General features: G+C 65.0%; 24 protein-coding genes. 15 read left to right on the top strand and 9 right to left on the bottom strand.

The features are described 5' to 3' along the window. Positions 1-7: 7 nt before the first annotated feature. Complete coding sequence (locus ABIB95_RS25925; protein ID WP_354243261.1) at positions 8-169, bottom strand: hypothetical protein; 162 nt, start codon at positions 167-169, stop codon at positions 8-10. Between the two features lie 126 nt (positions 170-295). Between ABIB95_RS25925 and ABIB95_RS25930 the strand changes: the two genes are divergently transcribed. Both ABIB95_RS25930 and ABIB95_RS25935 read left to right on the top strand, forming a co-directional pair. Continuing rightward, complete coding sequence (locus tag ABIB95_RS25930; RefSeq protein ID WP_354243264.1) at positions 296-1,195, top strand: DUF6502 family protein; 900 nt, start codon at positions 296-298, stop codon at positions 1,193-1,195. After that, positions 1,192-2,400, top strand: coding sequence for a DUF5666 domain-containing protein (locus tag ABIB95_RS25935; protein WP_135213496.1), 1,209 nt, complete (start codon positions 1,192-1,194; stop codon positions 2,398-2,400). Before ABIB95_RS25930 ends, ABIB95_RS25935 begins: the two co-directional genes overlap by 4 nt. Positions 2,401-2,435: 35 nt before the next feature. Here the strand turns inward: ABIB95_RS25935 and ABIB95_RS25940 are convergent, their stop codons facing one another. Together ABIB95_RS25940 and ABIB95_RS25945 are read right to left on the bottom strand one after the other, a co-directional pair. Next, entirely contained in the window at positions 2,436-3,803 is a 1,368-nt protein-coding gene (locus ABIB95_RS25940; RefSeq protein WP_354243268.1) for a M23 family metallopeptidase, read from the bottom strand. A gap of 110 nt (positions 3,804-3,913) precedes the next feature. Then, on the bottom strand, positions 3,914-4,603 hold the full coding sequence (locus ABIB95_RS25945) for a peroxiredoxin (RefSeq protein WP_247310769.1): 690 nt from the start codon (positions 4,601-4,603) through the stop codon (positions 3,914-3,916). Between the two features lie 202 nt (positions 4,604-4,805). Here ABIB95_RS25945 and ABIB95_RS25950 point away from each other — a divergent pair, with 202 nt between their 5' ends. Next, positions 4,806-8,606 carry a YhdP family protein gene (locus ABIB95_RS25950; RefSeq protein WP_354243670.1) on the top strand — a complete coding sequence of 1,267 codons (3,801 nt, stop codon included), beginning with the start codon at positions 4,806-4,808 and terminating at the stop codon, positions 8,604-8,606. 163 nt (positions 8,607-8,769) lie between these two features. On the opposite strand, the gene ABIB95_RS25955 is transcribed toward ABIB95_RS25950, so the two are convergent. Continuing rightward, on the bottom strand, positions 8,770-10,461 hold the full coding sequence (locus ABIB95_RS25955) for a methyl-accepting chemotaxis protein (RefSeq protein WP_354243271.1): 1,692 nt from the start codon (positions 10,459-10,461) through the stop codon (positions 8,770-8,772). 161 nt (positions 10,462-10,622) lie between these two features. Between ABIB95_RS25955 and ABIB95_RS25960 the strand changes: the two genes are divergently transcribed. After that, positions 10,623-10,766, top strand: a complete 144-nt coding sequence (locus ABIB95_RS25960) for a hypothetical protein (RefSeq protein ID WP_354121625.1) — start codon at positions 10,623-10,625, stop codon at positions 10,764-10,766. A 55-nt stretch (positions 10,767-10,821) separates the two neighbouring features. Here ABIB95_RS25960 and ABIB95_RS25965 read toward each other — a convergent pair whose 3' ends face one another. The 3 genes from ABIB95_RS25965 to tyrS all read right to left on the bottom strand — a co-directional run bounded on the left by ABIB95_RS25965 (position 10,822) and on the right by tyrS (position 14,054). Next, the gene (locus ABIB95_RS25965) at positions 10,822-11,265 is read right to left on the bottom strand and encodes a DoxX family protein (RefSeq protein ID WP_071914328.1); all 444 of its coding nucleotides are present in this window, start codon (positions 11,263-11,265) and stop codon (positions 10,822-10,824) included. Between the two features lie 219 nt (positions 11,266-11,484). Then, positions 11,485-12,744, bottom strand: a complete 1,260-nt coding sequence (locus ABIB95_RS25970; protein ID WP_354243273.1) for an MFS transporter — start codon at positions 12,742-12,744, stop codon at positions 11,485-11,487. 56 nt (positions 12,745-12,800) lie between these two features. Next, the gene (gene tyrS / locus ABIB95_RS25975; protein ID WP_063983526.1) at positions 12,801-14,054 is read right to left on the bottom strand and encodes a tyrosine--tRNA ligase; all 1,254 of its coding nucleotides are present in this window, start codon (positions 14,052-14,054) and stop codon (positions 12,801-12,803) included. A gap of 164 nt (positions 14,055-14,218) precedes the next feature. Here tyrS and ABIB95_RS25980 point away from each other — a divergent pair, with 164 nt between their 5' ends. The 3 genes from ABIB95_RS25980 to ABIB95_RS25990 all read left to right on the top strand — a co-directional run bounded on the left by ABIB95_RS25980 (position 14,219) and on the right by ABIB95_RS25990 (position 16,445). Further along, positions 14,219-15,322 (top strand): anhydro-N-acetylmuramic acid kinase, encoded by a 1,104-nt coding sequence (locus ABIB95_RS25980; RefSeq protein WP_354243275.1) that lies wholly within the window; start codon positions 14,219-14,221, stop codon positions 15,320-15,322. A gap of 111 nt (positions 15,323-15,433) precedes the next feature. After that, the gene (locus ABIB95_RS25985) at positions 15,434-16,111 is read left to right on the top strand and encodes a glutathione S-transferase family protein (protein ID WP_354243278.1); all 678 of its coding nucleotides are present in this window, start codon (positions 15,434-15,436) and stop codon (positions 16,109-16,111) included. A gap of 10 nt (positions 16,112-16,121) precedes the next feature. Continuing rightward, a complete protein-coding gene (locus tag ABIB95_RS25990; RefSeq protein ID WP_354243281.1) occupies positions 16,122-16,445 on the top strand; it encodes a DMT family transporter in 324 nt (107 codons plus the stop codon). On the opposite strand, the gene ABIB95_RS25995 is transcribed toward ABIB95_RS25990, so the two are convergent. Both ABIB95_RS25995 and ABIB95_RS26000 read right to left on the bottom strand, forming a co-directional pair. After that, positions 16,442-16,954: a DUF1697 domain-containing protein gene (locus ABIB95_RS25995; RefSeq protein ID WP_354243283.1), complete on the bottom strand. Its 513-nt coding sequence runs from the start codon at positions 16,952-16,954 to the stop codon at positions 16,442-16,444. The genes ABIB95_RS25990 and ABIB95_RS25995 overlap by 4 nt on opposite strands. An 8-nt stretch (positions 16,955-16,962) precedes the next feature. Continuing rightward, complete coding sequence (locus tag ABIB95_RS26000; RefSeq protein WP_014495555.1) at positions 16,963-17,610, bottom strand: alpha/beta hydrolase; 648 nt, start codon at positions 17,608-17,610, stop codon at positions 16,963-16,965. 345 nt (positions 17,611-17,955) lie between these two features. Between ABIB95_RS26000 and ABIB95_RS26005 the strand changes: the two genes are divergently transcribed. From ABIB95_RS26005 to ABIB95_RS26040, 8 genes are all read left to right on the top strand, one after another. Beyond that, positions 17,956-19,095 carry a cysteine desulfurase family protein gene (locus ABIB95_RS26005; RefSeq protein ID WP_354243285.1) on the top strand — a complete coding sequence of 380 codons (1,140 nt, stop codon included), beginning with the start codon at positions 17,956-17,958 and terminating at the stop codon, positions 19,093-19,095. Positions 19,096-19,210: 115 nt separating this feature from the next. Continuing rightward, on the top strand, positions 19,211-20,707 hold the full coding sequence (gene sufB / locus ABIB95_RS26010) for a Fe-S cluster assembly protein SufB (protein WP_028148770.1): 1,497 nt from the start codon (positions 19,211-19,213) through the stop codon (positions 20,705-20,707). Between the two features lie 62 nt (positions 20,708-20,769). Then, positions 20,770-21,522, top strand: coding sequence for a Fe-S cluster assembly ATPase SufC (gene sufC, locus ABIB95_RS26015; protein ID WP_028161255.1), 753 nt, complete (start codon positions 20,770-20,772; stop codon positions 21,520-21,522). Positions 21,523-21,533: 11 nt separating this feature from the next. Next, positions 21,534-22,838, top strand: a complete 1,305-nt coding sequence (sufD, locus tag ABIB95_RS26020) for a Fe-S cluster assembly protein SufD (protein WP_354243288.1) — start codon at positions 21,534-21,536, stop codon at positions 22,836-22,838. Next, complete coding sequence (locus ABIB95_RS26025; RefSeq protein WP_354095340.1) at positions 22,835-24,082, top strand: cysteine desulfurase; 1,248 nt, start codon at positions 22,835-22,837, stop codon at positions 24,080-24,082. Before sufD ends, ABIB95_RS26025 begins: the two co-directional genes overlap by 4 nt. Continuing rightward, on the top strand, positions 24,079-24,450 hold the full coding sequence (locus ABIB95_RS26030; protein WP_014495549.1) for an SUF system Fe-S cluster assembly protein: 372 nt from the start codon (positions 24,079-24,081) through the stop codon (positions 24,448-24,450). The genes ABIB95_RS26025 and ABIB95_RS26030 overlap by 4 nt, the downstream gene beginning before the upstream one ends. A gap of 49 nt (positions 24,451-24,499) precedes the next feature. After that, complete coding sequence (locus ABIB95_RS26035) at positions 24,500-24,898, top strand: HesB/IscA family protein (RefSeq protein WP_354243291.1); 399 nt, start codon at positions 24,500-24,502, stop codon at positions 24,896-24,898. A 163-nt stretch (positions 24,899-25,061) separates the two neighbouring features. Continuing rightward, entirely contained in the window at positions 25,062-25,493 is a 432-nt protein-coding gene (locus ABIB95_RS26040; RefSeq protein ID WP_354243294.1) for a TfoX/Sxy family protein, read from the top strand. Positions 25,494-25,527: the final 34 nt, after the last annotated feature.

Raw genomic sequence — 25,527 nt, forward strand, 5'->3', positions numbered from 1 at the left:
GTTGGTGTCAGCCTGCGAGAAGGGCCGCGACGAACGGTGCGGCCAGCACCGAGATGAAGATCACGCCGCGCAACAGCGCCGGCAGCATCGGCTCGATTGCGCCGTGCCCCCAGTCGCGAGCCGGCACAGCACGCAGTGAGTTGGAATTGCGGACCAAGCGGTCAGCCATGGGTGTGAGTCCCTTTACGTCGCGCCCTCAGTGGTGTCCCGTATATGTGGGAAAATTTACCACGTCAATCGGAAGGGAGAAAAAAGTGGGATTGTGTCCCACGTGGGGCGCGGGTACAATTCGGACATGAATGCCAAGTCCGGGTCCAAAGCAGCGGCTCCGCAGCCGACTGCCGCGAAGCTGCACGCGCCGCTGGCGCGGCTGCTGCGCCCGCTCGTGCGGCTCTGCATTCGCAGCGGCATGACTTTTCCGGCATTGGCGCAATTGCTTCGCGAGCTGTTCGTCAACGTCGCCGAGCACGATTTTGCGCTGGAGGGGAAGGAGCAGACCGACAGCCGTGTCAGCTTACTCACCGGGATCCATCGCAAAGAGGTGGCGCGGCTGCGCGGTGCCGGCGCGCCGGTGCACGAGGCGCCGGCCGCGGTGTCGCTGACGAGCGCCGTGATCGCGCGCTGGCTTGCTGCGCCCGAATTCACCGATACGAAGGGTGAGCCGCTGGCGTTGCCGCGCACGGCCGAGGGCGATGCGCCGTCGTTCGAGCAGCTGGTCGCCTCGGTCACCAAGGACGTGCGGCCGCGCGCGGTGCTCGACGAATGGGTCGACCGCAAGCTCGTCACCATCAACGATTCCGACGAGATCGAGCTGGTCGAGGCGGCCTTCGTCCCGAGCGGCGAGGACGACAGCAAGTGGCACTATCTCGGCCGCAATCTGCACGACCATATCGCGGCCGCCGCACAGAACGTCTCAGGCGCGGCGCCGCGCTTCCTCGAGCGCGCGGTGCACTACAACAACATCTCGCCGAAGCTTGCCAAGCGCCTCGAGGCACGCTCGCGCGAGCTCGCGATGGACGCGCTGAAGACCGCCAACCGCGAGGCCAACCGCGCGCTCGGCAAGGACAAGGGCGGTGACGCCCGCTGGAATTTCGGCATCTACATCTACAGCGAAGATGCAGATGGTGAGGCAGAGGCCAAGGAAGGCGGCAAGGACAGCAGCAAGGAAAGCGGCAAGGAGGGTGGTTCTTCATGAGCCGGCCGCCGCTGATCTCCCGCCGTCTGCTGCTGACAGGATTTTGGCTCGCCGGTACGGCGATGGCCCACGCGCAGGTCAAGCGCGGCACCGATCAGGGCATCGGCGGCACCGGAATCAGGCGCGGTGACGACCACGGCATCGGCGGCACCGGCATCGTCGGCGTGATCCAGCGTTTTGGCAGCATCTACGTCAACGGCGAGCGCGTCACTTATGCGAGCGACGTGCCGGTCCGGATCGACGGCGAGGCCGCGAGCCCCAAGGCTCTGCGCATCGGTCAGCTCGCGCGCGTGGTCGCGACCCGTCAGGCCGACGGCACGCTCGTGACGCGCAACATCACGATCGCGAGCGAGGTCGCAGGTCCGATCGAAGCCGTGAAGGGCAACGAGCTGACGGTGCTCGGCCAGAAGATCGTCACAAGCGACAAGGAGAGCAAGCTTCGTGCGGGCACGCAGGTGGCCGTCTACGGCCTGCGCCGGACCGACGGCGTGATCGTCGCAAGCCTGATCGAGCCGCGGCGCGAGGCGACCGAGCGTGTCACCGGTCTCGTCGAGCGCGGGCCTGACGGCTTGCATATTGGCGGGCTGAGGCTGAGCGGGGTCGATCCACTGCTGGTTGGCCAGCGCGCCCAGATCGAGGGCCGTTCGAGCCAGGGCACGATGCAGGCTGCGCGCACGCGCATCGACGACTTCTCGGATCTCGTCGGCGCAAGCCGCCTCTCGATCGAGGCCTATGTGCAGCGCGTGGGATCGAACCTCCAGCTCGGCTCCGGCTTCGTGGCTCGTGACGGTTCACGCTTCGGCCCGGCCGCCGGCGAGGCCCGCATGGTGGTCAACGGCGTGTTCGATCGCTCGCGCGGCTTCCAGGTGGAGTCGGCTCAGGCCATCGGTCAGGGGCCTGGAGCCCCTCCATCCGGTGGCGGCAATCCCAATCGGTCGCCCGGCGGCTCGATCCTGCATCCGAACCGCGGCGCCACCACTCCGAGCGGCGGCCAGCCCGGCGCGCCCGGTGGTGGACCTGCGCCGGGATCTGGCCCTGGACCTGGCCCAAGTGCGAATCCCGGCTCCGCGCCGACGGGCCCGAGCGGCCCGTCAGGCCCCGGCGGATTTGGTTCGCCCGGCGGCGGGCCCATGGGACCCGGCGGTGGAATGGGCGGTGGCGGCTTCGGAGGTCCCGGAGGCGGGATGGGCGGCGGCCGGCGGTAGGTGCGGCCACGCTGAAAGCGCGTGGCACGGGCTTACTAGCCCGCGCTGAGCCGCACGCCGGCGCGCAAGAACTTCTGCGGATCGACCGCTTCGCCGTCGATGCGGGTTTCGTAATGAAGGTGCGGGCCGGTGGACCGGCCGGTCGAGCCGACGAGGCCGATGACCTGGCCAAGCTTCACGATCTCGCCGACCTTGACGTTGATCTCGGAGAGATGGCCGTAGCGGGTCGACAGCCCGTTGCCGTGATCGACTTCGACCATGCGGCCGTAACCGCCGGACCAGCCGGCCGAGACCACCTTGCCGTTGGCGGTGACGCGGGCGGGATCGCCGGTCGCGGCGCGGAAATCGAGACCGGTATGCATCGCGGGCCGGCCCAGGAACGGATCGCTGCGCACGCCAAAACCGGAGGTGAATTCGACCTCGCCGATGACGGGCTTGCGGTAGGGCACCAGCGCCAGCGTGCGATTGAGCCGATCCATCTCGGCGCGGGTGACATTGATGCGGTTGAGCTGCTTCTCGAACGGCCCGGCATTGGCCGTCAGCTTGACGGGCACGAAAGGACCGCCCATCTCGGAGCGCGGCACGGCTGCTTCGAGGCTGGCGAGATTGAGGCCGAGGTCGCTGACGACGCCGCGCATCCGGCGCATGCGCGAATCCATGCCTTCCTCGACCGCGCTGAGCGTTGCCATCTGGCGACGCTCGACCTGGTCAAGCGAGGTCGTGAGCCGGACCAGGACGTTGTCGAAACCCTGGTTCTTGGCGAATTGGCTGGTCGGCGGTGCCGCGATGGTCGGCGCGCGCGACTCAAGCCGCGCTTCACGATCGGGCGGTGCCACAAAGATCACGGTGTCGCTGATCGGCGACGGCTTCGGCGTACCCTGCGTCGCGCCCTGGCTCGAATCGCCGCGCTGCGGAGCCACGCGGGGGATTGATCCCGTCACGTCGGGCATGGCCCCGAGCGCCGTGGCGCGGGACTCCAGCGCCGTCTGGCGCTTCATGATCTGGTCGAGCTTCTGGTCGAACTGTTCCTGGTCGAGCAGCTGCCGGCTGGTGGTGCGGTCGACCTTGGCACGGAGCTCGGCGATGCGGTCCTCGTAGGCGTACTGCATCTCGGCCTGGCGCGCGATCAGCCGGGTCAGGACGTCGTCGCGGAAGGCGAAATAGGTCGCGGTCGCGGCCGACCAGAGTCCGAGCAGCACGACGGTGCCGACCACGATCCAGAACACCACAGGTCCGAGGCGGACCTGCTTGCCGTGGTGCACGATGGTGTAGGCGTCGTCGGTCGAGGGAAGAGGGATCGCGGCTGCAGCCACGGCGGCGGCAGGACGGCGATGGAGGGGCCGTCCGTGGTCGTGCGCGTGATGTTGGGGGTACTGCGAATATTGGGCAGAACTTTTCGACATCGGCACTCCCGCGCCGGTCGGATGAGTCCGTACGGCCTAATTGCCGCAGCAATCTGGGCCAGTCATGGTTAATTTTCCGGAAATGGAACCACTCGAATTTAACGGATTGGTTAAAGGCCTCTTGCCGCTTCCAGCACCTCGTCGGCGTGGCCGTCGACGCGGACATTGCGCCAGACCCTGGCTACCTTGCCGTCGGCACCAAGCAGTATCGTGGTGCGAAGAACTCCGAGGAAGCTCTTGCCATACATGGATTTTTCGCCCCAGGCGCCGTACGCCTCCAGCATCTCGTGTTTCTCATCCGAGATGAGGGGCATGCCGAGGCTGTGCTTGTCGCGGAACTTCTCCTGGGCCCTTAACGGATCGGCGGAGATGCCGAGCAGGGCCGTGCCGGCAGCGCTGAAAGCGTCCGCCAGCCGCGTGAAATCGATCGCCTCCCGGGTGCAGCCGGGCGTGTCGGCGCGGGGGTAGAAGAACAGGACGAGCTTCCGACCGGCATAGTCGGCGAGCGAGACCACATCGCCGCCGTCGCGGGGCAGCCGGAAGGCGGGCGCCTTCTGGCCTTCGGTCAGGGCCGGCTTCGCCTTCGCGGGCGCGGAGGCCGATTTGGAGGAATTTAACTGTTTCGATGCGGCCTTATGTGATCCTGCTTTTGCTACGGTCCTGGTTGATTTGCTCGCCTGCGTCCGCTGTGTTTTCGCGGACTTTGTTTGAGTCGTTGCCCGCTTGGTCGGGGTCTTCTTTTTAGCCGTTGCGATGCCGGAGGGCGTTTTGGACGATTTCTTTCGGGATTTCTTGGACATACGCCTTCCTTTCGTCGCTTTCGGCGGGTCAACCAAAGCGGTATTGCAGCTCTCGTCCGGTGTGCCGGAATCGCCCTTGTCTGGGCAAGTCTGGCGACGCCGGGGTATGGTTACAAGGAATTCCACGCACCACCCCACTGCTCGTTGAACGCGCGCCCGGGGCGAAATGACGAACAGCAGGAACATTCGAGGTATGGCGGCAATGCCGGCGCGGGGAGCTTCGCTTCCCGCGGACGGCTGCGGTCCCGGCGGTGCTCAATCCTACGATGGGCGCCTGTATCGAGAGGCAATGGCAAGGAATACGTCGCCCCAGGATTACAATCGGGATTTCGATCGGCGCGGCGGTCAACAGCAGCCGCAGGAATGGGACGACGCCGACTGGGATCCGGATCAGGAAGCAGCGGCGGGCTATCGGGCGCGCCGGCTGTTGTCGCGTTCCAATTCAGGCTTCCATCGTTTCGGTGACGGGTTTGCGTCAATGCGCCGCTGGCTGGCGGCTGATCGCTGGCTGAAGCGGCTGGCCATCGTGGTCGGGGCCCTCGCCGTTATTTTCGTCGGCTGCTTCGGCGCGCTGTGGTGGCGGCTTGGTGCAGGTCCCATCAATCTCGACATCGCGACGCCCTGGCTCGCTGCCGCCATCGAGGACAATATTGGCCACGGCAACACCGTGGAGGTCGGCGGCACCCAGATCGAGCGGGCCGGGCGGATCCGCATCGCCGTGCGCATCCGCGACATCGTCGTCCGCGACCACGACCACGCCATCGTCGCCACCGCGCCGAAGGCCGAGGTGAAGCTGTCGGGGGCAGGTCTCCTGATGGGGCACCTGCGCGCCGAGAGCCTCAATCTCGTGGACGCGGAGCTCGCGATCCGCATCGCGCCCGACGGCACCGTCACCGTGTCCGCCGGCGACACCGCCAAGCCGCTGGCAACCGGCGTCGCATCCAAGAAGGAAGCGGGCCTGCCGCCGACATTCCCGCGCAACGGTGTCCCGCCGCCGCCATTCGCCACCGGACCTGCAAGCCCGGACGCATCGCAGGCCGCTCCCCAGGCCGCTGCCCCGAGCGGCATTCTTCAGGGCCTCGACTGGCTCGACAGTCTGAGTATGACCGGCCTCGACGGCCAGAACCTCAACGAGATCGGTCTGAAGAACGGCAATCTGATCGTCGACGATCAGCAGCGCGGCAGCAAATGGAGCTTTGAGAACATCACGCTCAGCCTGCGCCGGCCGAGCCATGGCGGCGTCGCGCTCAGCCTAGGCGAGGAGGGCGCGCGCCCGTGGTCGCTGCGCGCCACGATCGGCCCTGCCGAGAATGGTGTGCGTTCGGTCGACATCCGCGCCGATAAGCTTTCCACCGCCAACATCCTGCTGGCGCTCCGGGTGAAGGACTTCACCTACACCGCCGACCTGCCGCTGACCGGCGAGCTCAAGGGCGAGCTCGGCCGCGACGGCGTGCCGACCTTCTTCCGCGGCAAGATCGCGGTCGGCGCGGGCAATATCATCGACACCGACACGCCAGATTATCCGATGGCGATCGACTCCGCCGAGATCAACGTCGAGTGGGATTCGAACCGGCGGGTATTGGTCGCTCCGTTCAAGATTCTCTCGGGCGCGAACCGCCTGACGCTTCTGGCCCATCTCGAGCCGCCCAACGGCACCACCAACGACTGGCAGCTTGGCTTCAGCGGCGGCTCGATCCTGCTGGGCGGCATCGACAACGAGCCCCCGCTGGTCTTCAACCGCATCGCGATCGGCTTCCGCTTCGATACCGACCACAAGCGCATGCTGCTGACGCAAGCCGATATCAGCAATGGCGAGATCGGCGTCGCCGGCACCGGTGCCATCGACTATTCGGGCGAGCCGCGGTTGACGCTGGGCTTTGCGGGAACGCCGATGTCGGCCTCCGCGCTCAAGCGGATGTGGCCGACGCTCGTCGTTCCCGAGTTGCGCGAATGGGTGATCGAGCGGATCGAGCGTGGCACGCTCCAGCGCATCGAGATCGGCGTCAATTCGCCGACGAAGAACCTCCCGCGCAAGGGCCCGCCCATTCCCGACGACGGCCTGTCGGTCAACATCGTCGCGAGTGGCGTCGCGGTCCGCCCCGTGGATGGCATGCCGGTGGTGCACGATGCCGATTTGAAGGCGCGTGTGACCGGGCGCACCGCGACCGTGAATATCGGGCAGGGCATTGCCGATACGCCGGCGGGCCGCAAGGTCACGATCTCCGACTTCGTCTTCGAGGTGCCGGATATGGCGCCCAAGCCGTCGCCATCGCGGACCAGGTTCCGCGCCGACGGCCCCGTGGCGGCCGCCGCCGAAATCCTTTCCAATGATCGGCTCAGCGATCTGTCGGCGACGTTCGTCGATCCCAACACCAGCAAGGGAACGTTCTCGGCGAACATCCAGCTCGGCTTGCCGGTCAAGGGCGCGCTGACCAAGGGCGACACCAGCTACGCCGTCAGCGCCGACCTCAACGGCTTTGCCGCCGACAAGCTGGTGATGAACCAGAAGCTGGAGGCCAACAACCTCAAGATATCAGCCAACAACCAGGGCTATCAGGTCAAGGGCGACGTCAAGATCAACGGGCAGGCGGCTTCGCTGGACTATCGCAAGCCGACCGAGGGCGACGCTGACGTCAAATTGCAGGCCACGCTCGACGATGCGAGCCGCGCGCGTCTCGGATTCGACCTCAGCCCTGCCGTGAGCGGATCGCTGCCGATCAAGCTGTCGGGCAAGATCGCCGGAGGTCCCGACCAGACGACGAAGCTCGGTGTCGAGGCGGACCTGACCTCGGTCAAGCTCGACAACATCCTGCCCGGCTGGGTCAAGCTGCCGGGCAAGTCGGCCAAGGCCAGCTTCAAGGTGGTGCCGACGGCGCAATCAACGCGTCTGGAGGACATCGTCGTCGAAGGCGGCGGCGCCTCGATCAAGGGCTCGCTCGAGGTCGATCCGAACGGCGACCTCATGAACGCGAACTTCCCGACCTACGCTCCGTCCGACGGCGACAAGGCCTCGTTGAAGGTGGAGCGTGGCCAGGACGGGGTGGTGCGGGGCACGATGCGCGGGGATGTGTTCGACGGCCGCGGTTTCCTGAAGTCGGCGATCTCGGGCAATTCCAAGGACGACGCCAAGAACAAGATGAAGAACGTCGATTTCGACATCGACGTGAAGCTCGGTGCCGTCGCGGGCTTCAACGGCGAGGCGATGCGCAGCGTCGACGGCAAGATGTCGCGGCGCAACGGCACCGTCAAAGCCTTCACGCTGAACGGCAAGATCGGCCGCGACACGCCGGTGGCAGCCGATTTGCGCGGCGGCCGCGCCCAGGGCAATCGCGAGGTGATCTACCTCCAGACCAACGATGCCGGCGCGTTGCTGCGCTTCACCGACACCTACACCAAGGCGAGCGGCGGCCAGATGGTGGTGGCGATGGAGCCGCCGACGTCGGAGCCGAACACCACGCGCGAGGGCCTCATCAACGTCCGCGACTTCACGGTGAAGGGCGAGGCGCAGCTCGAACGCGTTGCCGCCGGCGCGCCCAACGGCACCGGGAACGGCGTCTCCTTCAGCGCGCTGCGCGCCGAGTTCACGCGCCAGAACGGCGCGCTGACGATCCGCGATGGCGTCGTCAAGGGCCCGATGATCGGCGCCACCATCGAGGGCTCGATCGACTATCCCGGCAACCAGGTCTGCATGAGCGGCACCTTCGTGCCGATGTACGGCTTGAACAACATGTTCGGACAGATTCCGGTGCTCGGGTTGTTCCTGGGCGGTGGCGACAAGGAAGGCCTGATCGGCGTGACCTACGAGGTCGTCGGTACGCCGGCCGCGCCGGTGATGCGCGTCAATCCGGTTTCGGCCATGGTGCCGGGTGTGTTCCGCAAGATCTTCGAATTCAACACCGGCAAGCAGAACACGCCGTTCGAGGAATTCCCGTCGCAGTCGAACGACGGCTCGACCGGATCGACGCGCCAGCTCTCGAGCGGCTGCACCCTCGCGCGGCGATAACCCACTAAAATTCGCAGGTGCTCGTCCCGGCTGCGCGGCCGAAGCCGCTTCGGCGCGACGAAGGCCTGGGCATCCACGTTCTTCGTGCAGAGCGGCTATAAAAACGTGGATGGCCGGGACAAGCCCGGCCATGACGCATGTGGAGGGATTGGCGTCGGGAAGCTTACGCCGCGCGCACGCCGGCCAGGAAGGTGCCGACTTCGCCGGAGAGCTGCTCGGCCTGCTTGGAGAGATTGCTGGCCGCCGCAAGCACCATGCCGGCGGCGTTGCCGGTTTCGTTCGCGGCGGTGCTGACGCCGCCGATATTGGTGGTGACTTCCTTGGTCGCTTCAGCGGTCTGCGAGACGCTGCGGGCGATCTCGGCGGTGGCGGCGCCTTGCTCCTCGATGGCCGCGCCGATCGAGGTGGCGATGCGGCTGACTTCCTCGATGGTGGCGGTGATGCCGCCGATGGCGTCCACGGCCTCCTTGGTCGCGCCCTGGATCTGCGCGATCTTGTCGCCGATCTCGCGGGTGGCTTCCGCGGTCTGGCTGGCGAGCGACTTCACCTCGGAGGCGACGACGGCAAAGCCGCGGCCGGCTTCACCGGCGCGCGCGGCCTCGATGGTGGCGTTGAGCGCGAGCAGATTGGTCTGTGCCGCGATGCTGGAGATCAGCTCGGCCACATGCTCGATCTGCTGGGCGCCGTCCGAGAGCGCGCGGACGATGGTGTCGGTGCGGCGTGCGCTGTCCACGGCGCGGCCGGTCACTTCGGCGGATTGCGCGACCTGGCGGCTGATCTCGGTGATGGAGGAGGAGAGCTCTTCGGCGGCAGCCGCGACCGTCTGGACGCGCTGGCTGGCTTCGGTGGCGGCCGAACCGACCACAGCGGCACGGCGATTGGTGCCTTCGGCCGTGGACGACATCGACTTGGCGGTGGTCTCGAGCTCGCCGGAGCCCGAGGCCATCAGGCCGACGAGCTGGCCGACGGACGCATCGAAGCGGTCGGCGAGCGAGATCAGCGCGTCACGCTTCTCCTGCTCGCTGCGGCTCTTGGCGGCGACTTGTTCGGACTCCAGCGTGCGCGCCGTCAAAGCGGTCTGCCTGAGCATTTCGAGGGTCTCGGCCATGCGGCCGATCTCGTCGCCGCGATCGGTCTCCTCGACCGGCTGGTCGATGGAACCGTCGGCAATCTCCTGCATGCGGGTCTTCTGGCGATCAAGCGCGCCGAGCACGTCGCGCGCGATCAGCCACGACAACGTCGCCATCAGCAGCATCAGGCCGAAGCCGACCGCGGCAAGCTCGAGCGTCAACGCGCGCACATCGGCGTCGATGTCGTCGACATAGAGGCCATAGCTGATCGTCGCGTTCCAGGGGGCGAACTTGCGCGCGAACACGGTCTTGCGCACCGCTTCGGTCTGGCCGGGGCGGGGATAGAGATAGGAGGCTACGCCGCCGCCATTCTGTTCGCCGGCCTTGAGGATCGCGTCGGCAATGAGGACGCCATTGGCGTCAATCGCGCCGGTGATCTTGCCTTCGAGCTGCTGGTTGGCGCCGTTGACGAGGAGGGACGTGTCGGCGTTGTAGACGACCGGATAGCCTTGGTTGCCGTTGAAGGTCATGCGCCGTCCGCGCATGTGGAACTGGGCCTTGGCCTCGGCCTGCGTCAGCTTGCCGGCGGTGACGTCGTCCTGGACCGACTGGGCGAGATTGTAGAGCATGTCGACCGCGGTCTTCATCTGCTGGACCCGGTCCTCCATCATGCGGCTCTTGCTGAGGAAGGCCGATACCGCGATGATGGCTGTGACTGTGAGAGCCGCAAGACAGACCATGCTGGTAAGCTTGGTGCGGATCTTCAGATGGCTCAGCAGCTTCATCGTAGCCTCTACGAAATGGTTGTTATTGCTCGCATCGGTAGCATGAAGTTCTTACCAATCATGAACATAGGCATGCGGCCGCCGGCCGCGCGCGCGACCGTTCGCAGCCTGATGCGTACCCGTGCAGGCAAAGCGACATGCGTCGGCGCACGTCAGCGCGTATGCTGGAGAAGATCGATCCTGGACTTCGGTGGTCATCGAGCCTGGCGGGAGCGGCAATGAACCGATTCGTTCACCGCCTCATCATGTCCGCGCTGCTCGTCGCGGCCCTCGTCCTGATCTGGAACGTGCTGGGCTCGCGGTAGATGACACCGGCAAAGCTGCCGGTGCCAGCCGTGACTTGAGCGCTAGTTGCGCGCGTCAGCGTCGCGCAAATGCGCCGCCGGTCGAGGCGCGTTCGTTGCCCAGCGCCGCATCGACGCTGATCGGGCCACCGCCGGCCGCCGAGAGATAGAGGCAGGCGAAGCAGAACAGGATGGCAAGCGTGCCGTTGTTGAGCAGCGGCAGGAGCACCGGCGTCTCGCCCTTGAGCATATGCCCCATGAAGTAGGCGAAGGCCATTTCACCGGAGAGGATGAAAGCGGCGAGGCGGGTGAACAGGCCGAGGATCAACAGCGCGCCAAGCACCAGTTCAAGCGTGCCGGCCGCGCCGTAAAGCGACATCAGTTCGACTTTCGCGAACATCGGCAAAGGCGGAAACTTGAAAAGCTTGGCTACGCCGAATTGAAACAGCAGCAGGCCGGTGATGAAGCGGAACAGGCTCAGGAGAACCGGTTCAAAGCGAGTGAGATAGGAAAAGTTCATTGGTTTGTGCCCTCCATCCAATGGGCGACTTGGACCGTATTCAGTTCGGCCTCGCAAGCCACCCGGGGTCAATTCGGTGCTGACATTTTTGTCATGTGGACAAAATATCGCAGGTCGTCCCTTAACTCCGGTTGCGCCCGACGGTTTCGCACGCGGCGCAGCGTGTGTCGCCCGTAATTTCCCGGTGACGCGGAGGGATGCAGGTTACGTCGGGGAGACCTACTCCCGCAAGGCGGGGACAATCAGAAATGGAATCATTCCGAGGATCACGCTCGCAAGTGCGAAGACGAGCAGGAGATTGTAGCCGTGCGTGAAGTCGTGGATGAGGCCGCCGCTCCATGAGCCGAACGCCGAGCCCAATCCGCTGCCGATCGAGATGGTGCCGAAGATCGTGCCGACGCGCTTGCCGCGAAAAATCTTCATGGCGGTCGCTGTGATCAGCGGGCCGCGCGAACCCATCATGCTGCCGAAGCAGACGACGAAGCCGGTGAGCAGGATGATGTTCGGATAATACTGCAAGAGCCAGAGCAGGACGATGCCGATGATCGAGATCGCGTAGCTGAGCAGCACCGAGGGCCGGCGCCCGATCAGCCCGTCGAGCGCGGACACGCCGAGCATGCCGAACACCAGCACCACGCCCGAAAAACCCCAGGCGGTCGCGGCCTGGAGCGGCGGAAAGCCGGCGTCGATGAGGTAGGCCACGATCTGCGCGGCGATCGAATACATGCCGACCGCGGTGAAGAAGAAGGTCGAGAACAGCGCCCAGAAAGCGTGGTGGCGCATCGCGCTCGCAAGCGTCCAGCCGTTGTCGATGAAACCGGGATCGGTCTTCTTGCTGACATGCGGCGAGCCGACCGCGAACATGCGCCAGGGCAGAAGCAGCAGCGGCACGAGCAGGCCGAGCGCGGCGAAGCCGTAGACTTGATAGGCTTCGCGCCAGCCGAGATGATCGATCAAAAGCTGCGAGGTCGGGAGCAGCGCCAGCACGCCGCCACCCATCGCCGAATAGACCACCGCCATCGCGGTCGGCAGCCGTGGCCCGAACCAGCGGCCGAGTAGGATCGAGTTCGGCACAATGCCGATGAAGGCGACGCCAATGCCGACGCAGAGGCCGATCGAGAGCTGAAATTGCCAGAGCGCCTGCGCGTGCGCCGCGATCAGGAACGCCGAGCCGAGCAGGAAAAGCCCGAGTGCGTAGACGATGCGCGGTCCGGAATGGTCGAACAGGCGCCCGACCAATGGCGCGGTCAGACCGCTGATCAGCCAGGTCAGTGAGTAGATCGAGACGACCTGCGCACGATCCCAGCCAAAGTTTTCGGAGATCGGCTTGAGGAAGACAGTGAAGCTCTCGCTGAGGCCGCGGCCGAGGACGGCGAGCGTGAAGCACAGTCCGAGCACGATGAGTGCGGTGCGCACCGCATCTCGCTGCGTGCGTACGGCGTGTTCCCTCGAAGTTTCCCTGGGCGTGTTTTGATCCATTGCCGGTCAGGGAGCGCGCTTCGGCGCGCCCTGACAAGCATCAAAAGCTCATAAGCCTATGCAGGCCGGATGAGGACGTGCTTCTTCTTGCCGAAGGACAGCTTGATGACGCCCTCAGGCGTCAGATTGGCCGCTGACAGCGCCATCTTCTCGTCGCTGACGGACTCGTCGTTGACGCGCAGGCCGCCGCCCTTGATCTGGCGCCGTGCCTCGCCATTGGAGGCAACCAAGCCTGCCTTGACGAAGGCGTTGAGCACGCCGAGGCCGGCGTCCAGCTCGCCGCGCGGAATTTCCACTGTCGGCAGGCTTTCGGCCAGCGCGCCTTCCTCGAAGGTGCGGCGCGCGGTTTCAGCCGCCTGGTTTGCGGCGTCGCGTCCGTGCAAGAGCGCGGTCGCCTCGGTCGCAAGCACCTTCTTGGCCTCGTTGATCTCGGAGCCGCCGAGCGCCTCGAGCTTCCTGATCTCGCTCATCGGCAGCGTCGTGAACAGCTTCAGGAACTTGCCGACGTCGGCGTCCTCGGTGTTGCGCCAGTATTGCCAGAAGTCATAGGGCGAGAACTGGTCGGCGTTGAGCCACACCGCGCCCTGCGCTGTCTTGCCCATCTTGGCGCCGGACGCCGTGGTCAGCAGCGGCGTCGTCAGCGCGAACAGCTGGTGGGTGCCCATGCGGCGGCCGAGATCGACGCCCATGATGATGTTGCCCCACTGGTCCGAGCCGCCCATCTGCAATTTGCAACCGGTGCGCTTGGCGAGCTCGACGAAGTCGTAGGCCTGGCAGACCATGTAGTTGAACTCGATGAAGCTCATCTCCTGCTCGCGCTCGAGGCGCAGCCGCACGGAGTCCATGGTCAGCATGCGGTTGACCGAGAAATGCCGGCCGACGTCACGCAGCATCTCGATCCAGTTGAGTTTTGTCAGCCACTCCGCATTGTCGAGCATGACGGCGTCGCTCTTGCCGTCGCCGTAGCGCAGCACCTTTGCGAACACGCCGCGGATCGATTCCTTGTTCGCTTCGATCTCGGCGACGGTGCGCATCGCGCGGGTCTCGTCCTTGCCGGAGGGATCGCCGACCATGGTGGTGCCGCCGCCCATCAGCGTAATCGGCTTGTTGCCGGACTGCTGGAGCCAGTGCAGCATCATCATGGTCAGGTAGTTGCCGATGTGCAGCGAGCGGGCGGTGCAATCGTAGCCGACATAGGTGGTCGCTTCGCCCTTGGCGGCGAGCGCGTCCAGCCCCTCGAAATCGGAGCACTGGTGGATGAAACCACGTTCCTGCAGGGTATTGAGGAAATCCGATTTAAATGCAGTCATCTGTCGGCGAGCCTGACAATTCTTGGTTTACTGTTTCGGGTGCAATTTAAGGGTCTCCCGTGGGAACTCGATTGCCACCCGCCACTTTGCCTGTGGCATTATAAGATGTGTCCCTCTGGCACAAGATCGGCATGCCGGAGGGGGGCTCTTGAGGACGCTGATCCATGATGTTGACGGCACTCGGTTTGATGAGCGGCACCTCGCTGGACGGGGTGGATGTCGCGCTGATCGAAACCGACGGAAAGCAAGTGAAGGCGTTCGGGCCGTCCGGCTACCGGGCCTACAGCCCGGCGGAGCGCAATCTGCTGCGCCAGGCGCTGAGCGAGGCCGTGCACCTGCCGCGACGCGACGCCCGCCCGGGCGTTCTGGCCGAGGCCGAGCGCGCGGTGACGCTGGCCCATGCCGAGGCTGTGGCCGCCTTCATCGCCCAAAACCGGATGAAGCCGGAGGACATCGACATCGTCGGCTTCCACGGCCAGACGGTGCTGCATCGCCCCGAGAAGCGGCTGACGGTCCAGATCGGCGATGCGCCGGCGCTGGCCAGGGCGATCCATATCCCCGTGATGCACGACTTCCGCGCCGCCGACGTCGAGGCCGGCGGGCAGGGCGCGCCGTTCGTGCCGGTCTACCACCGGGCGCTCGTCCATTCGCTGGAGCGTGAAGGGCCGATCGTCGTCGTCAATATCGGCGGCGTCTCCAACATCACCTATATCGACGGCAACGACACGCTGATCGCCTGCGACACCGGACCGGGCAACGCGCTGCTCGACGATTTCATGTACCGCACCATGAACCAGGCCTTCGATGCGGAAGGAAAGTTCGCAGCGCTCGGCAAGGCGGACGAAGCCTGGATCGCGCGGGGACTGGAACTGCCGTTCTTCGCAGCTCTGCCGCCGAAATCGCTCGACCGCAACGACTTTGCCGCGCTGAAGCTCGGCGACGTCCCGCCGGCCGATGGCGCCGCGACCCTGACCGCCTTCACAGCGGCGGCGATCGCCCGGATCATCTCGCTCCTGCCGCGCCGGCCGCGGAGCTGGATCGTCTGCGGCGGCGGCGCCCGCAACCTCACCATGCTACGGATGCTGCGGGAGCAGGTGGGCTCGGCCACCGTCGAAGCCGCCGAGACGCTCGGCTGGGCCTCCGACGCCATCGAGGCGCAGGCCTTTGGCTTCCTTGCCGCCCGCGGCCTCAAGGGGCTGCCGCTGTCCTACCCCGCCACCACGGGCGTGCCGATGCCGATGACAGGCGGCGTAATGGCGCGGCCCTGAGGTCCGGGCCTTAAGATCAAGGACGGTTGATGCAAATGCATCGATCTTGACGGGTGAATGCAATTGCATCTATATTGGATGCAGTTGCATCAAACCGCCGGGATCATTGCCATGACCGCTTCACTGAAACTCGTCAGCCACAAGCTCTGCCCCTATGTGCAGCGTGCCGTGATCGCGCTCAACGAGAAGGGCGTGCCGTTCGAACGGATCGACATCGATCTCGCCAACAAGCCCGACTGGTTTCTGAAACTCTCGCCGCTCGGCAAGGTGCCGGTCCTGGTGGTGACGACGGAGAAGGGCGAGGTCGCGTTGTTCGAGAGCAACGTGATCTGCGAATACATCGAGGAGACGCAGGCAGGCCTCAAGCTGCACCCGGCGGATCCGTTGAAGCGCGCCGAACATCGCGCCTGGATGGAGTTCGGCTCGGCGATCCTCGGTGACCTCTGGGGTCTGGAGACCACGACCGATCCGGCGACGTTCGAAAGCAAGCGCCAGGCGGTAGCGGCGAAATTCGCGCGCGTGGAGGCAGCGCTCGGCGCAGGGCCTTACTTCGCAGGCGATGCGTTCAGCCTCGTGGATGCGGTCTTCGCCCCGATCTTCCGCTATTTCGACCTGTTCGACGAACTGACCGAGCACGGTATCTTCCGCGAAGTGCCGAAGGTCCGCGCATGGCGCGCGGAGCTTGCGAGACGCCCGAGCGTACGCACCGCAGTCGGCGCGGACTATCCGCAATTGCTGCGTGCCTTCCTGGTGCGCCACGACGCGCATCTGCTGAAGCTTGCGGCCTGAGCGCGCGCCAATGTCGCAATCCATGGCCTGGCTGATGCTGGTGATCGCCGGTGCGCTCGATGTCGGCTGGGCGATCTCGATGAAATATGCGGAGGGCTACACGCGGGCGGGCTGGAGCATCACCTCGCTGGTGCTGCTCGCCGCCTTCGTCTTCCTGCTCGGACGCGCTTTGCAGGTGCTGGAGGTCGGCGTCGCCTATTCGGTGTGGACCGGCATCGGCGCGGCCGGCACCTTCCTGCTGGGCGTCGTGCTGTTCGGCGAGACCTTGAGTGCGATGAAGCTTGCCGGCATTGCGCTCGTGCTGATCGGGATCGCCGCGCTCAAGCTGGCCTAGATCTCCGCGGCCATCTTCGCGAGCGTTGCGACGGTATTCATGTTGCGCGCGGTGCCGGTCTTGGCGGCGGGGATGACGAGCTTCGATGTCCCCATGCCGTCGCCATAGTGCACGTAAATCTCGCGGCGGCCGAGGCTGAGCTCTTCGTTGTTCTGGCCGCGGATGCTGGCAAGCGCGTCTTCAGGTGGCGCCCTGTCGAGGAAGATCGCGACGGTGCGATTGGGCGCTGCCTTTGGAAAAGGATTGTCGGCCGAGACTTGCGCCATCTCGGCGGCGCTACGCACGAGCACCCCGACCGGCGCGCCGGCGTAGGCGTGCAGGCGCTTTTCGAGGGCGGTCTTGATTGCAGCTTCCGACTTGCGGCTCGTGAACACGACGTTGCCGCTCGCAATATAGGTGCGCACGGCGGCGAAGCCGAGCTCCTCGCACATGGCCTTGAGCTCGCTCATCGGCAGCTTGCCGGTGCCGCCGACATTGACGGCACGCAGCAAGGCGACGAAGCAGCCCATTTGAGGCCTTAGCGCACGTTGGCGAGGCGCATGTCGAGATAGGCCGTGATGGTTTCCATCAGCGGCTCGAGCTTGGCGTCGAAGAAGTGGTTGGCGCCGGGGATGACCTGCTGGTCGATCACGATGCCCTTCTGAGTCTTCAGCTTCTCGACCAGCGTGTTGACGTCCTTGGGCGGCACCACCGCGTCCTTCTCGCCATGCACGATCAGGCCCGACGACGGGCAGGGCGCCAGGAACGAGAAGTCGTAGAGATTGGCCGGCGGCGCGATCGAGATGAAGCCCTCGACCTCGGGACGGCGCATCAACAGCTGCATGCCGATCCAGGCGCCGAACGAGAAGCCGGCGACCCAGCAGGCACGCGCTTCGGGATTGATGGTCTGTGCCCAGTCGAGGGCTGCGGCCGCATCCGACAATTCGCCGGTGCCGTGGTCGAACGAGCCCTGGCTGCGGCCGACGCCGCGGAAGTTGAAGCGCAGCACCGAGAAGCCGCGATGCGCGAAGGCGTAGTAGCACTGGTACACGATCTGGTGGTTCATCGTGCCGTGAAACTGCGGATGCGGATGCAGGATCATCGCGATCGGCGCGTTCTTTTGCTTGGCCGGGTGATAGCGGCCTTCGAGACGGCCAGCAGGGCCGGTGAAAATGACTTCAGGCATGATGATCTCTTGATTGATCCCTTGAAGACGCTCTTCAGCAATCAACCGATTGTGCGGACTTCATCGACTGCTGTGCCGATCAAACCGCGAATGGAAGAGTGGAGCGGCGCCCTCGGATGGTGCGCGAGCGGCGCGCGGTGAACTGACGCGGGCGTTCTAACATGAGGCGAGGGTCAAAAAGCAAGCATCTTGAACATCCCGCAATGGGCTCAAGATGTTAGCGTGTCATGGCGGCGTCATTGCGCGGTGGGGATTCGGAATCGAGTTGCCAAGCGCTCCACGGGGGCCCATGTCGGGCTTCAGGACGGGCACACCAGCCCGATCCGTGGAGTAATATAATACCTCATGCCGAGCCGCGCCTATCTCGACTGGAATGCGACCACGCCGCTGCGTGCTGAAGCGCGGACCGCGATGCTTGCAGCGTGGGAGCTGATCGGCAACCCGTCCTCGGTCCATGCCGAAGGGCGCGAGGCGCGCCGGCTGGTCGAGGAAGCCCGTGCCACGCTCGCGGCGGCCGTCGGTGCATTGCCGCGGAACGTCGTCTTCACCTCAACCGGGACCGAGGCCAATGCGTTTGCGCTGTCGCCCGGTCTGCGGGGGCCGTCCGGCGGCCCTGTCGGGCGCTTGTTGGTCTCGGCCGTCGAGCATGCCTCGGTGCTGTCAGGCGGCCGGTTCCCAGCGGAGAAAGTCAGCCAGATCCCGGTCACACGCGCCGGCGTGATCGACCTCGACCATCTGAAGGCCTTGCTCGGTGACGGCCCGCCGGCTCTGGTCTCCATCATGGCTGCGAACAACGAGACAGGCGCAATTCAGCCGCTCGCAGAGGCTGCTGAGATCGTCCACGCGGCCGGGGGGCTCCTGCACGTCGATGCAATCCAGGCGCTGGGGAAAATCCTGTTCGATATCAAGGCTATGGACGCAGACCTTGCGACCTTTTCCGCACACAAGATCGGCGGCCCCAAGGGCGTCGGCGCGCTGGTCCTGGCGGAGGGGATCGCTGGACTGGAACCCGTGCTGCGGGGTGGCGGACAGGAGTTGAGCCGGCGCGCGGGAACCGAGAATGTCGCCGGCATCGCCGGCTTCGGGGCAGCGGTGAGGGCTGCCCTTCAGGCTCTGCCGGAGGATGTGGAGCGGATGGCAACCCTCAGAAATTCCTTGGAAAATGGAATCCGCGGGATCGCCGGCACGATGGTCTTCGCGGATGACGTCAAGCGGTTGCCAAATACCATCCTCTTCACTGCCCCCGGCCTGAAGGCCGAAACCGCCGTGATCGGCTTCGATCTCGAAGGCGTGGCTGTGTCCTCGGGCTCGGCCTGTTCATCAGGCAAGGTGCAGCCGTCTCACGTGCTGTCGGCGATGGGGTATGATGCCACCGTCGCCCAGGGAGCGGTGCGTCTCAGTCTGGGCTGGTCCACGGAACCAGATGACATCAACAGGGCGTTAGAGGCTTGGCGAAAGCTTGGTAATACCCTACTTAGAGCCTAAGCGATGAAACACGGCTTGAACGGTTCTAAGCGCGTGCTTTCTGCCGAAAAACATCGTAATACTCGTCCAAGTTTGTGATCCACCGCGGTCCTTGAAACCGCGAGCGGAGGATAGAATGCCAGCCGTGCAAGAGACGGTCGAGCGCGTGAAGCGCATCGACGTCGATCAGTATCGTTATGGGTTTGAGACCCTGATCGAGTCCGACAAGGCCCCCAAGGGACTGTCGGAAGAGACCGTCAAGTTCATCTCCGAGAAGAAGAACGAACCTGCCTGGATGCTCCAGTGGCGGCTCGAGGCCTATCGGCGCTGGCTGACCATGACCGAGCCGACCTGGGCGCGCGTCGACTATCCCAAGATCGACTTCCAGGACCTCTATTACTACGCGGCGCCGAAGCCGAAGAAGACGGTCACCTCGCTCGACGAGATCGATCCGGAGATTCTCAAGACCTACGAGAAGCTCGGTATTCCCCTGCGGGAAGTCGCCATGCTCGAAGGCGTCGAGCCGAAGCCCGGCGAGGAAGATCCGGCCCGGCGCAAGATCGCGGTCGATGCAGTGTTCGATTCGGTCTCGGTTGCGACCACATTCAAGGCCGAGCTGAAGAAGGCCGGCGTGATCTTCATGCCGATCTCGGAGGCCATCCGCGAGCATCCCGAGCTGGTGCAGAAATATCTGGGCTCGGTGGTTCCGACCTCGGACAATTTCTACGCGACGCTGAACTCGGCGGTGTTCTCCGACGGCTCGTTCGTCTACGTGCCGCCGGGCGTGCGCTGCCCGATGGAGCTGTCGACCTATTTCCGCATCAACGAGCGCAACACCGGCCAGTTCGAGCGCACGCTGATCATCGCCGACAAGGGCTCCTACGTCTCCTATCTCGAAGGCTGCACCGCGCCGCAGCGCGACGAGAACCAGCTGCACGCCGCCGTGGTGGAGCTCGTTGCGCATGACGACGCCGAGATCAAATACTCGACGGTGCAGAACTGGTATCCCGGCAATTCGGAAGGCAAGGGCGGCATCTACAATTTCGTCACCAAGCGTGGCGACTGCCGTGGCGACCGGTCCAAGATTTCCTGGACCCAGGTCGAGACCGGCTCCGCCATCACCTGGAAGTACCCGAGCTGCATCCTGCGTGGCGACAATTCCAGCGGTGAGTTCTACTCGATCGCGATCTCGAACGGTTTCCAGCAGGTCGATTCGGGCACCAAGATGATCCACCTCGGCAAGAACACGTCGAGTCGGATCATCTCCAAGGGCATCGCCGCCGGCAAGTCGCAGAACACCTATCGCGGGCTCGTCACCGCGCACCGGAAAGCGACCGGCGCGCGCAACTTCACGGCGTGCGATTCCCTGTTGATCGGTGACAAATGCGGCGCGCACACCGTGCCGTATATCGAGGCCAAGAACTCCTCGGCGACGTTCGAGCACGAGGCGACGACCTCGAAGATCTCCGAGGACGTGCTGTTCTATTGCATCCAGCGCGGCCTCAGCCAGGAAGAAGCCGTCGGCCTCGTCGTCAACGGTTTCGTCAAGGACGTGCTTCAGCAGCTGCCGATGGAATTCGCGGTGGAAGCACAGAAGCTGATCTCGATCTCGCTTGAAGGGTCGGTCGGCTAATCGCCGACCCTCGCGGTGCGCTACGGCGCTCCATGCATCATTTGAATAGACTGGACACCAAGATGGCTTTGCTTGAAGTGAAGGATTTGAAGGTTCGTGTCGAGGAGCGTGAGATCCTCCACGGGCTGACGCTGACTGTGAACGAGGGCGAGGTTCACGCAATCATGGGGCCGAACGGCTCCGGCAAATCGACGCTCTCCCACGTCATCGCCGGCAAGCCCGGCTATGAGGTCACCGACGGCCAGATCCTGTTCAAGGGCGAGGACCTGCTGGAGATGGACCCCAACGAGCGCGCCGCGAAGGGCGTGTTCCTGGCGTTCCAGTATCCGGTCGAGATTCCCGGCGTCGCTACCATGACCTTCCTGCGCACCGCACTGAACGCGCAGCGCAAGGCGCGCGGCGAGAGCGAATATTCGACCCCGGACTTCCTGAGGAAGGTCCGCGAGGTCTCGAAGTCGCTGAACATCCCGCAGGACATGCTCAAGCGCGGCGTCAATGTCGGCTTCTCCGGCGGCGAGAAGAAGCGCAACGAGGTGCTGCAGATGGCGCTGTTCGAGCCGAGCCTGTGCATCCTCGACGAGATGGATTCGGGTCTCGACATCGACGCGCTGCGCATTGCGGCCGACGGCGTCAACGCGCTGCGCTCGCCCAAGCGCGCGATGGTCGTCATCACCCATTATCAGCGGCTGCTGAACTACATCGTGCCCGACGTCGTGCACGTGATGTCGAAGGGCCGTGTCGTGAAGAGCGGCGGCAAGGACTTGGCGCTGGAGCTGGAAGCGTCCGGCTACGCCCAGTTCGAGGATGCCGCGTAAGGAATTTTAGGATGAACGTTGCTGTGGCAAAGACCGGAAACGGCCGCGCGGTGAGCGATCTCTTCGCCAGCGCCGAAGGCCGCCTGCCGGGTTCGCCTTCTGTGATCGCGGTACGCCGCGAGGCGTTCGAGACCTATGAGCGTCTCGGCCTGCCGCATCGCCGGATCGAGGAATGGAAATACACCGACCTGCGTGCACTGGTCGGCGAGGTGCTGCCGCTTGCAGCCAGCCCCGATGCGGCCGCGCAGAAGCGTGCCGCGGATGCCGTCAAGGCGCATGCGATCGAAGGCGCCCGCAAGCTGGTGCTGGTCGACGGCGTGTTCGCGGCCGATCTCTCCGACGTCAAGGCGCTTGCCTCTGAGGCGGGCCTCAAGACGCTGCGGGAAGCGCTGGAGAAGGACGCAGGTCTCCTGAAGACCGCGGCCACCGATGCCGTGATCGCGCTGAATGCGGCGCTGGCAACCGACGGCGTCGTGTTGTCGATCGCCGACGGTGCGCAGCTGTCCGCGCCGATCCAGATCATCCACATCGCGACCGCTTCGTCCGCGTCGGCTTTCAGCCGTTCGCGGATCGCGGTCGGGAACGGCGCTCGCGCCACCATCATCGAGAGCTTTGTTGCGGCCGGTGCCAAGGCCTACCAGGTCAACGACGCCGTCATCCTCTCGGTCGGCGACAATGCCGACGTCGCGCATATCCGCCTGTTGGACGATGCACCCGACGCAGTGAACGTGACCTCGCAGTTCGTCACGGTCGGCGCGAACACGAAGCTCAATTTCTTCAACATGACGACTGGCGCTGCCGTCAGCCGCCTCCAGGGCTTCATCACGATGGCGGGCGAGGGCAGCGACCTCTCCGTCAACGGCGTGAACCTGCTCCAGAAGACCGAGCACGGCGACACCACGCTGGTGGTCGATCATGCCGTGCCGAACTGCGTCAGCCGCGAGGTCTTCCGCGCGGTGATCGACGATCGCGCCCATTCGGTGTTCCAGGGCCGCATCATCGTCCGTCCCGACGCGCAGAAGACCGACGGCAAGATGATGACCCGCGCGCTGCTGCTTTCGGACGAAGCCGAGGCCGACAACAAGCCGGAGCTCGAGATCTTCGCCGATGACGTCTCCTGCGGCCACGGCGCCACTGCCGGCGCGCTCGACGACAGCCTGCTGTTCTACCTGAAGGCGCGCGGCCTCCCGGAGAAGCAGGCCCAGGCGCTGCTGATCCAGGCTTTCGTGGGCGAAGCGATCGAGCAGATCGCCGATGACGGTTTGCGCGAGCACGTGATCGGCATCGCCGAGCGCTGGCTGGAGCGGCGCCAATGAGCACGCATCCCGCAGTCAAGAACGGTGCCTACGACGTCGCACGCGTGCGCCAGGATTTTCCGGCGCTCGCCATGCAGGTCTACGGCAAGCCGCTGGTCTATCTCGACAACGCCGCCTCGGCGCAGAAGCCGAGCGCCGTGCTCGACCGCATGACGCAGGCCTATACGTCCGAATACGCCAACGTGCATCGCGGCCTGCATTACCTCGCCAATGCCGCCACCGAGGCCTATGAGGGCGGTCGCAGCAAGGTTGCGCAGTTCATCAACGCGCCGCGGACCGAAGAGGTCATCTTCACCCGCAACGCGACGGAGGCGATCAACCTCGTCGCGTCGTCCTGGGGCGAGCCGAACATCAAAGAGGGCGACGAGATCGTCATCTCGATCATGGAGCACCACTCCAATATTGTGCCGTGGCATTTCCTCAGGGAACGCCATGGCGCCGTGATCAAGTGGGCGCCGGTCGACGACGAGGGTAACTTCCTCATCGACGAGTTCGAGAAGCTGCTGACCGCGAAGACCAAGCTGGTCGCGATCACGCAGATGTCGAACGCGCTCGGCACCATTGTCCCGATCAAGGACGTTGTGAAGATCGCGCATGCGCGCGGCATTCCCGTGCTCGTCGACGGCAGCCAGGGTGCAGTGCATCTGCCTGTCGACGTCCAGGATCTCGGCTGCGATTTCTATGTCTTTACCGGCCACAAGGTCTACGGGCCGACCGGCATCGGCATCCTCTGGGCCAAGTACGACCACCTCGTCGCGATGCGTCCCTATAACGGCGGCGGCGAGATGATCCGCGAGGTCTCGCGCGACATCGTCACTTATGGCGATCCCCCCCACAAGTTCGAGGCCGGCACGCCCGCGATCGTCGAGGCCGTGGGCCTTGGCGCGGCCATCGACTACGTCAATTCGATTGGCAAGGAGCGCATCGCCGCCCACGAGCACGATCTCACCACCTATGCCCAGGACCGGCTGCGCGAGATCAATTCGCTGCGGCTGATCGGCACCGCCCGGGGCAAGGGCCCGGTGATCTCCTTCGAGCTCAAGGGCGCCCACGCCCACGACGTCGCCACCGTGATCGACCGCCAGGGCATCGCCGTGCGCGCCGGCACCCATTGCGTGATGCCTCTTTTAGAGCGGTTCAATGTAACCGCCACCTGCCGGGCGTCGTTCGGCATGTATAATACGCGGGAAGAAGTCGATCATCTGGCACAGGCGCTGTTGAAGGCGCGGGATTTGTTCGCATGAGTGACACGGCCGAAGTCAAAGCCAATCCGATGGAGACCCAGTCGGCGCTGCCGCCTGAGGAGACCGAGCGTCTCACCACCGAGATCATCGCGGGCCTCAAGACCGTGTTCGATCCGGAGATCCCGGCCGACATCTACGAGCTCGGCCTGATCTACAAGGTCGAGATCAAGGACGACCGCTCGGTTGACGTCCAGATGACGCTGACGACGCCGAATTGCCCGGCTGCCGGCGAGCTGCCAACCATGGTCGAGAACGCGGTCGCCAGCGTCCCCGGCGTCGGCGTGGTCGACGTCAAGGTCGTCTGGGAGCCGCCGTGGTCGCCGGAACGCATGAGCGACGAGGCCCGCCTCGTGCTCAACATGTGGTGACGGTCTCAGCTCGCATTGAATTCGCTCCGCAACGGACCACATAGGTAACATGACCCAGGCAACACCAGCTTCGACACCAAAGCCCCGGCGGCCACGCCCGCAGGTGATGCGGCTGACGGATGCCGCGGCCCAGCGCATCAGCGAGCTGACGAACCGCGCCGATTCCGAGATCGTGGGTCTGCGCGTCGGCGTGAAGAACGGCGGCTGTGCCGGCCAGTCCTACACGGTCGAATACGCCCATGATGTCCGCCCGACCGACGAGGTGGTCGAGGACAAGGGCGTCAAGATCCTGGTCGATCCCAAGGCCGTGCTGTTCCTGCTCGGCACCGAGATGGACTACAAGGCCGACAAGATGCAGGCCCAGTTCGTCTTCAACAACCCCAACCAGGTCTCCGCCTGCGGCTGCGGCGAGTCGGTCGAGCTGCGGCCCGCGAAGATCGACGGGTAAGTCGCTGTCGTCCCCGCGAACGCGGGGACCCGTACCGCGTGATCTGGCGATGACGCTCGGTATCAGTACCAAGCTTTCCTGGCTGGTAGTCTTCGCTAAACTCCTCCCGGTGGTTATGGGTCCCCGCGTTCGCGGGGACGACCGTGGGGGAGACAGCTTGGCCATGGACCGCGAATTCCTGATCGACCTGTTCGCCGATTTCGGCCCCGTCGCCATCCGAAAAATGTTCTCCGGCTACGGCATCTCCGCCGACGGCATCAACTTCGCGCTCGCCTTGCGCGCGGGCCTGTTCTTCCGCGCCGACGAGGTCACCATCCCGGACTTTGAAGCGGAAGGCTCGAAGCCGTTCCAGTATTCGACCCGCGCCAAAACCGTGCTGGTGAATTCCTATTGGGAATTGCCGGCGCGCCTGTTCGACGATTCCGAGGAGCTTGCGCAATGGGCGAGGGCAGCGCTCGCCGCCGCCCAGCGCGCCAAGGTGAAGAAGCGGCCGAAGGCGAAGAAGGCAGTGGCGAAGAAGCAGCCAGCCAAGAAAGTGGGCAAGAAGGCGGTGCGTAGGGTGGGCAAAGCGAAGCGTGCCCACCGTTCGAGATAGTTATGCCGAGATGGTGGGCACGACGCTACGCGCC

This window comes from Bradyrhizobium sp. LA2.1 (genome assembly GCF_040547725.1).
GTDB classification, from domain to species: domain Bacteria; phylum Pseudomonadota; class Alphaproteobacteria; order Rhizobiales; family Xanthobacteraceae; genus Bradyrhizobium; species Bradyrhizobium barranii.

Excerpts from the sequence above, each read along its gene's own strand:
- ABIB95_RS25925 (WP_354243261.1), bottom strand. The coding sequence starts at position 169 with ATGGCTGACCGCTTGGTCCGCAATTCCAACTCACTGCGTGCTGTGCCG.
- ABIB95_RS25930 (WP_354243264.1), top strand. The coding sequence starts at position 296 with ATGAATGCCAAGTCCGGGTCCAAAGCAGCGGCTCCGCAGCCGACTGCC.
- ABIB95_RS25935 (WP_135213496.1), top strand. The coding sequence starts at position 1,192 with ATGAGCCGGCCGCCGCTGATCTCCCGCCGTCTGCTGCTGACAGGATTT.
- ABIB95_RS25940 (WP_354243268.1), bottom strand. The coding sequence starts at position 3,803 with ATGTCGAAAAGTTCTGCCCAATATTCGCAGTACCCCCAACATCACGCG.
- ABIB95_RS25945 (WP_247310769.1), bottom strand. The coding sequence starts at position 4,603 with ATGTCCAAGAAATCCCGAAAGAAATCGTCCAAAACGCCCTCCGGCATC.
- ABIB95_RS25950 (WP_354243670.1), top strand. The coding sequence starts at position 4,806 with ATGCCGGCGCGGGGAGCTTCGCTTCCCGCGGACGGCTGCGGTCCCGGC.
- ABIB95_RS25955 (WP_354243271.1), bottom strand. The coding sequence starts at position 10,461 with ATGAAGCTGCTGAGCCATCTGAAGATCCGCACCAAGCTTACCAGCATG.
- ABIB95_RS25960 (WP_354121625.1), top strand. The coding sequence starts at position 10,623 with ATGCTGGAGAAGATCGATCCTGGACTTCGGTGGTCATCGAGCCTGGCG.
- ABIB95_RS25965 (WP_071914328.1), bottom strand. The coding sequence starts at position 11,265 with ATGAACTTTTCCTATCTCACTCGCTTTGAACCGGTTCTCCTGAGCCTG.
- ABIB95_RS25970 (WP_354243273.1), bottom strand. The coding sequence starts at position 12,744 with ATGGATCAAAACACGCCCAGGGAAACTTCGAGGGAACACGCCGTACGC.
- tyrS (WP_063983526.1), bottom strand. The coding sequence starts at position 14,054 with ATGACTGCATTTAAATCGGATTTCCTCAATACCCTGCAGGAACGTGGT.
- ABIB95_RS25980 (WP_354243275.1), top strand. The coding sequence starts at position 14,219 with ATGATGTTGACGGCACTCGGTTTGATGAGCGGCACCTCGCTGGACGGG.
- ABIB95_RS25985 (WP_354243278.1), top strand. The coding sequence starts at position 15,434 with ATGACCGCTTCACTGAAACTCGTCAGCCACAAGCTCTGCCCCTATGTG.
- ABIB95_RS25990 (WP_354243281.1), top strand. The coding sequence starts at position 16,122 with ATGTCGCAATCCATGGCCTGGCTGATGCTGGTGATCGCCGGTGCGCTC.
- ABIB95_RS25995 (WP_354243283.1), bottom strand. The coding sequence starts at position 16,954 with ATGGGCTGCTTCGTCGCCTTGCTGCGTGCCGTCAATGTCGGCGGCACC.
- ABIB95_RS26000 (WP_014495555.1), bottom strand. The coding sequence starts at position 17,610 with ATGCCTGAAGTCATTTTCACCGGCCCTGCTGGCCGTCTCGAAGGCCGC.
- ABIB95_RS26005 (WP_354243285.1), top strand. The coding sequence starts at position 17,956 with ATGCCGAGCCGCGCCTATCTCGACTGGAATGCGACCACGCCGCTGCGT.
- sufB (WP_028148770.1), top strand. The coding sequence starts at position 19,211 with ATGCCAGCCGTGCAAGAGACGGTCGAGCGCGTGAAGCGCATCGACGTC.
- sufC (WP_028161255.1), top strand. The coding sequence starts at position 20,770 with ATGGCTTTGCTTGAAGTGAAGGATTTGAAGGTTCGTGTCGAGGAGCGT.
- sufD (WP_354243288.1), top strand. The coding sequence starts at position 21,534 with ATGAACGTTGCTGTGGCAAAGACCGGAAACGGCCGCGCGGTGAGCGAT.
- ABIB95_RS26025 (WP_354095340.1), top strand. The coding sequence starts at position 22,835 with ATGAGCACGCATCCCGCAGTCAAGAACGGTGCCTACGACGTCGCACGC.
- ABIB95_RS26030 (WP_014495549.1), top strand. The coding sequence starts at position 24,079 with ATGAGTGACACGGCCGAAGTCAAAGCCAATCCGATGGAGACCCAGTCG.
- ABIB95_RS26035 (WP_354243291.1), top strand. The coding sequence starts at position 24,500 with ATGACCCAGGCAACACCAGCTTCGACACCAAAGCCCCGGCGGCCACGC.
- ABIB95_RS26040 (WP_354243294.1), top strand. The coding sequence starts at position 25,062 with ATGGACCGCGAATTCCTGATCGACCTGTTCGCCGATTTCGGCCCCGTC.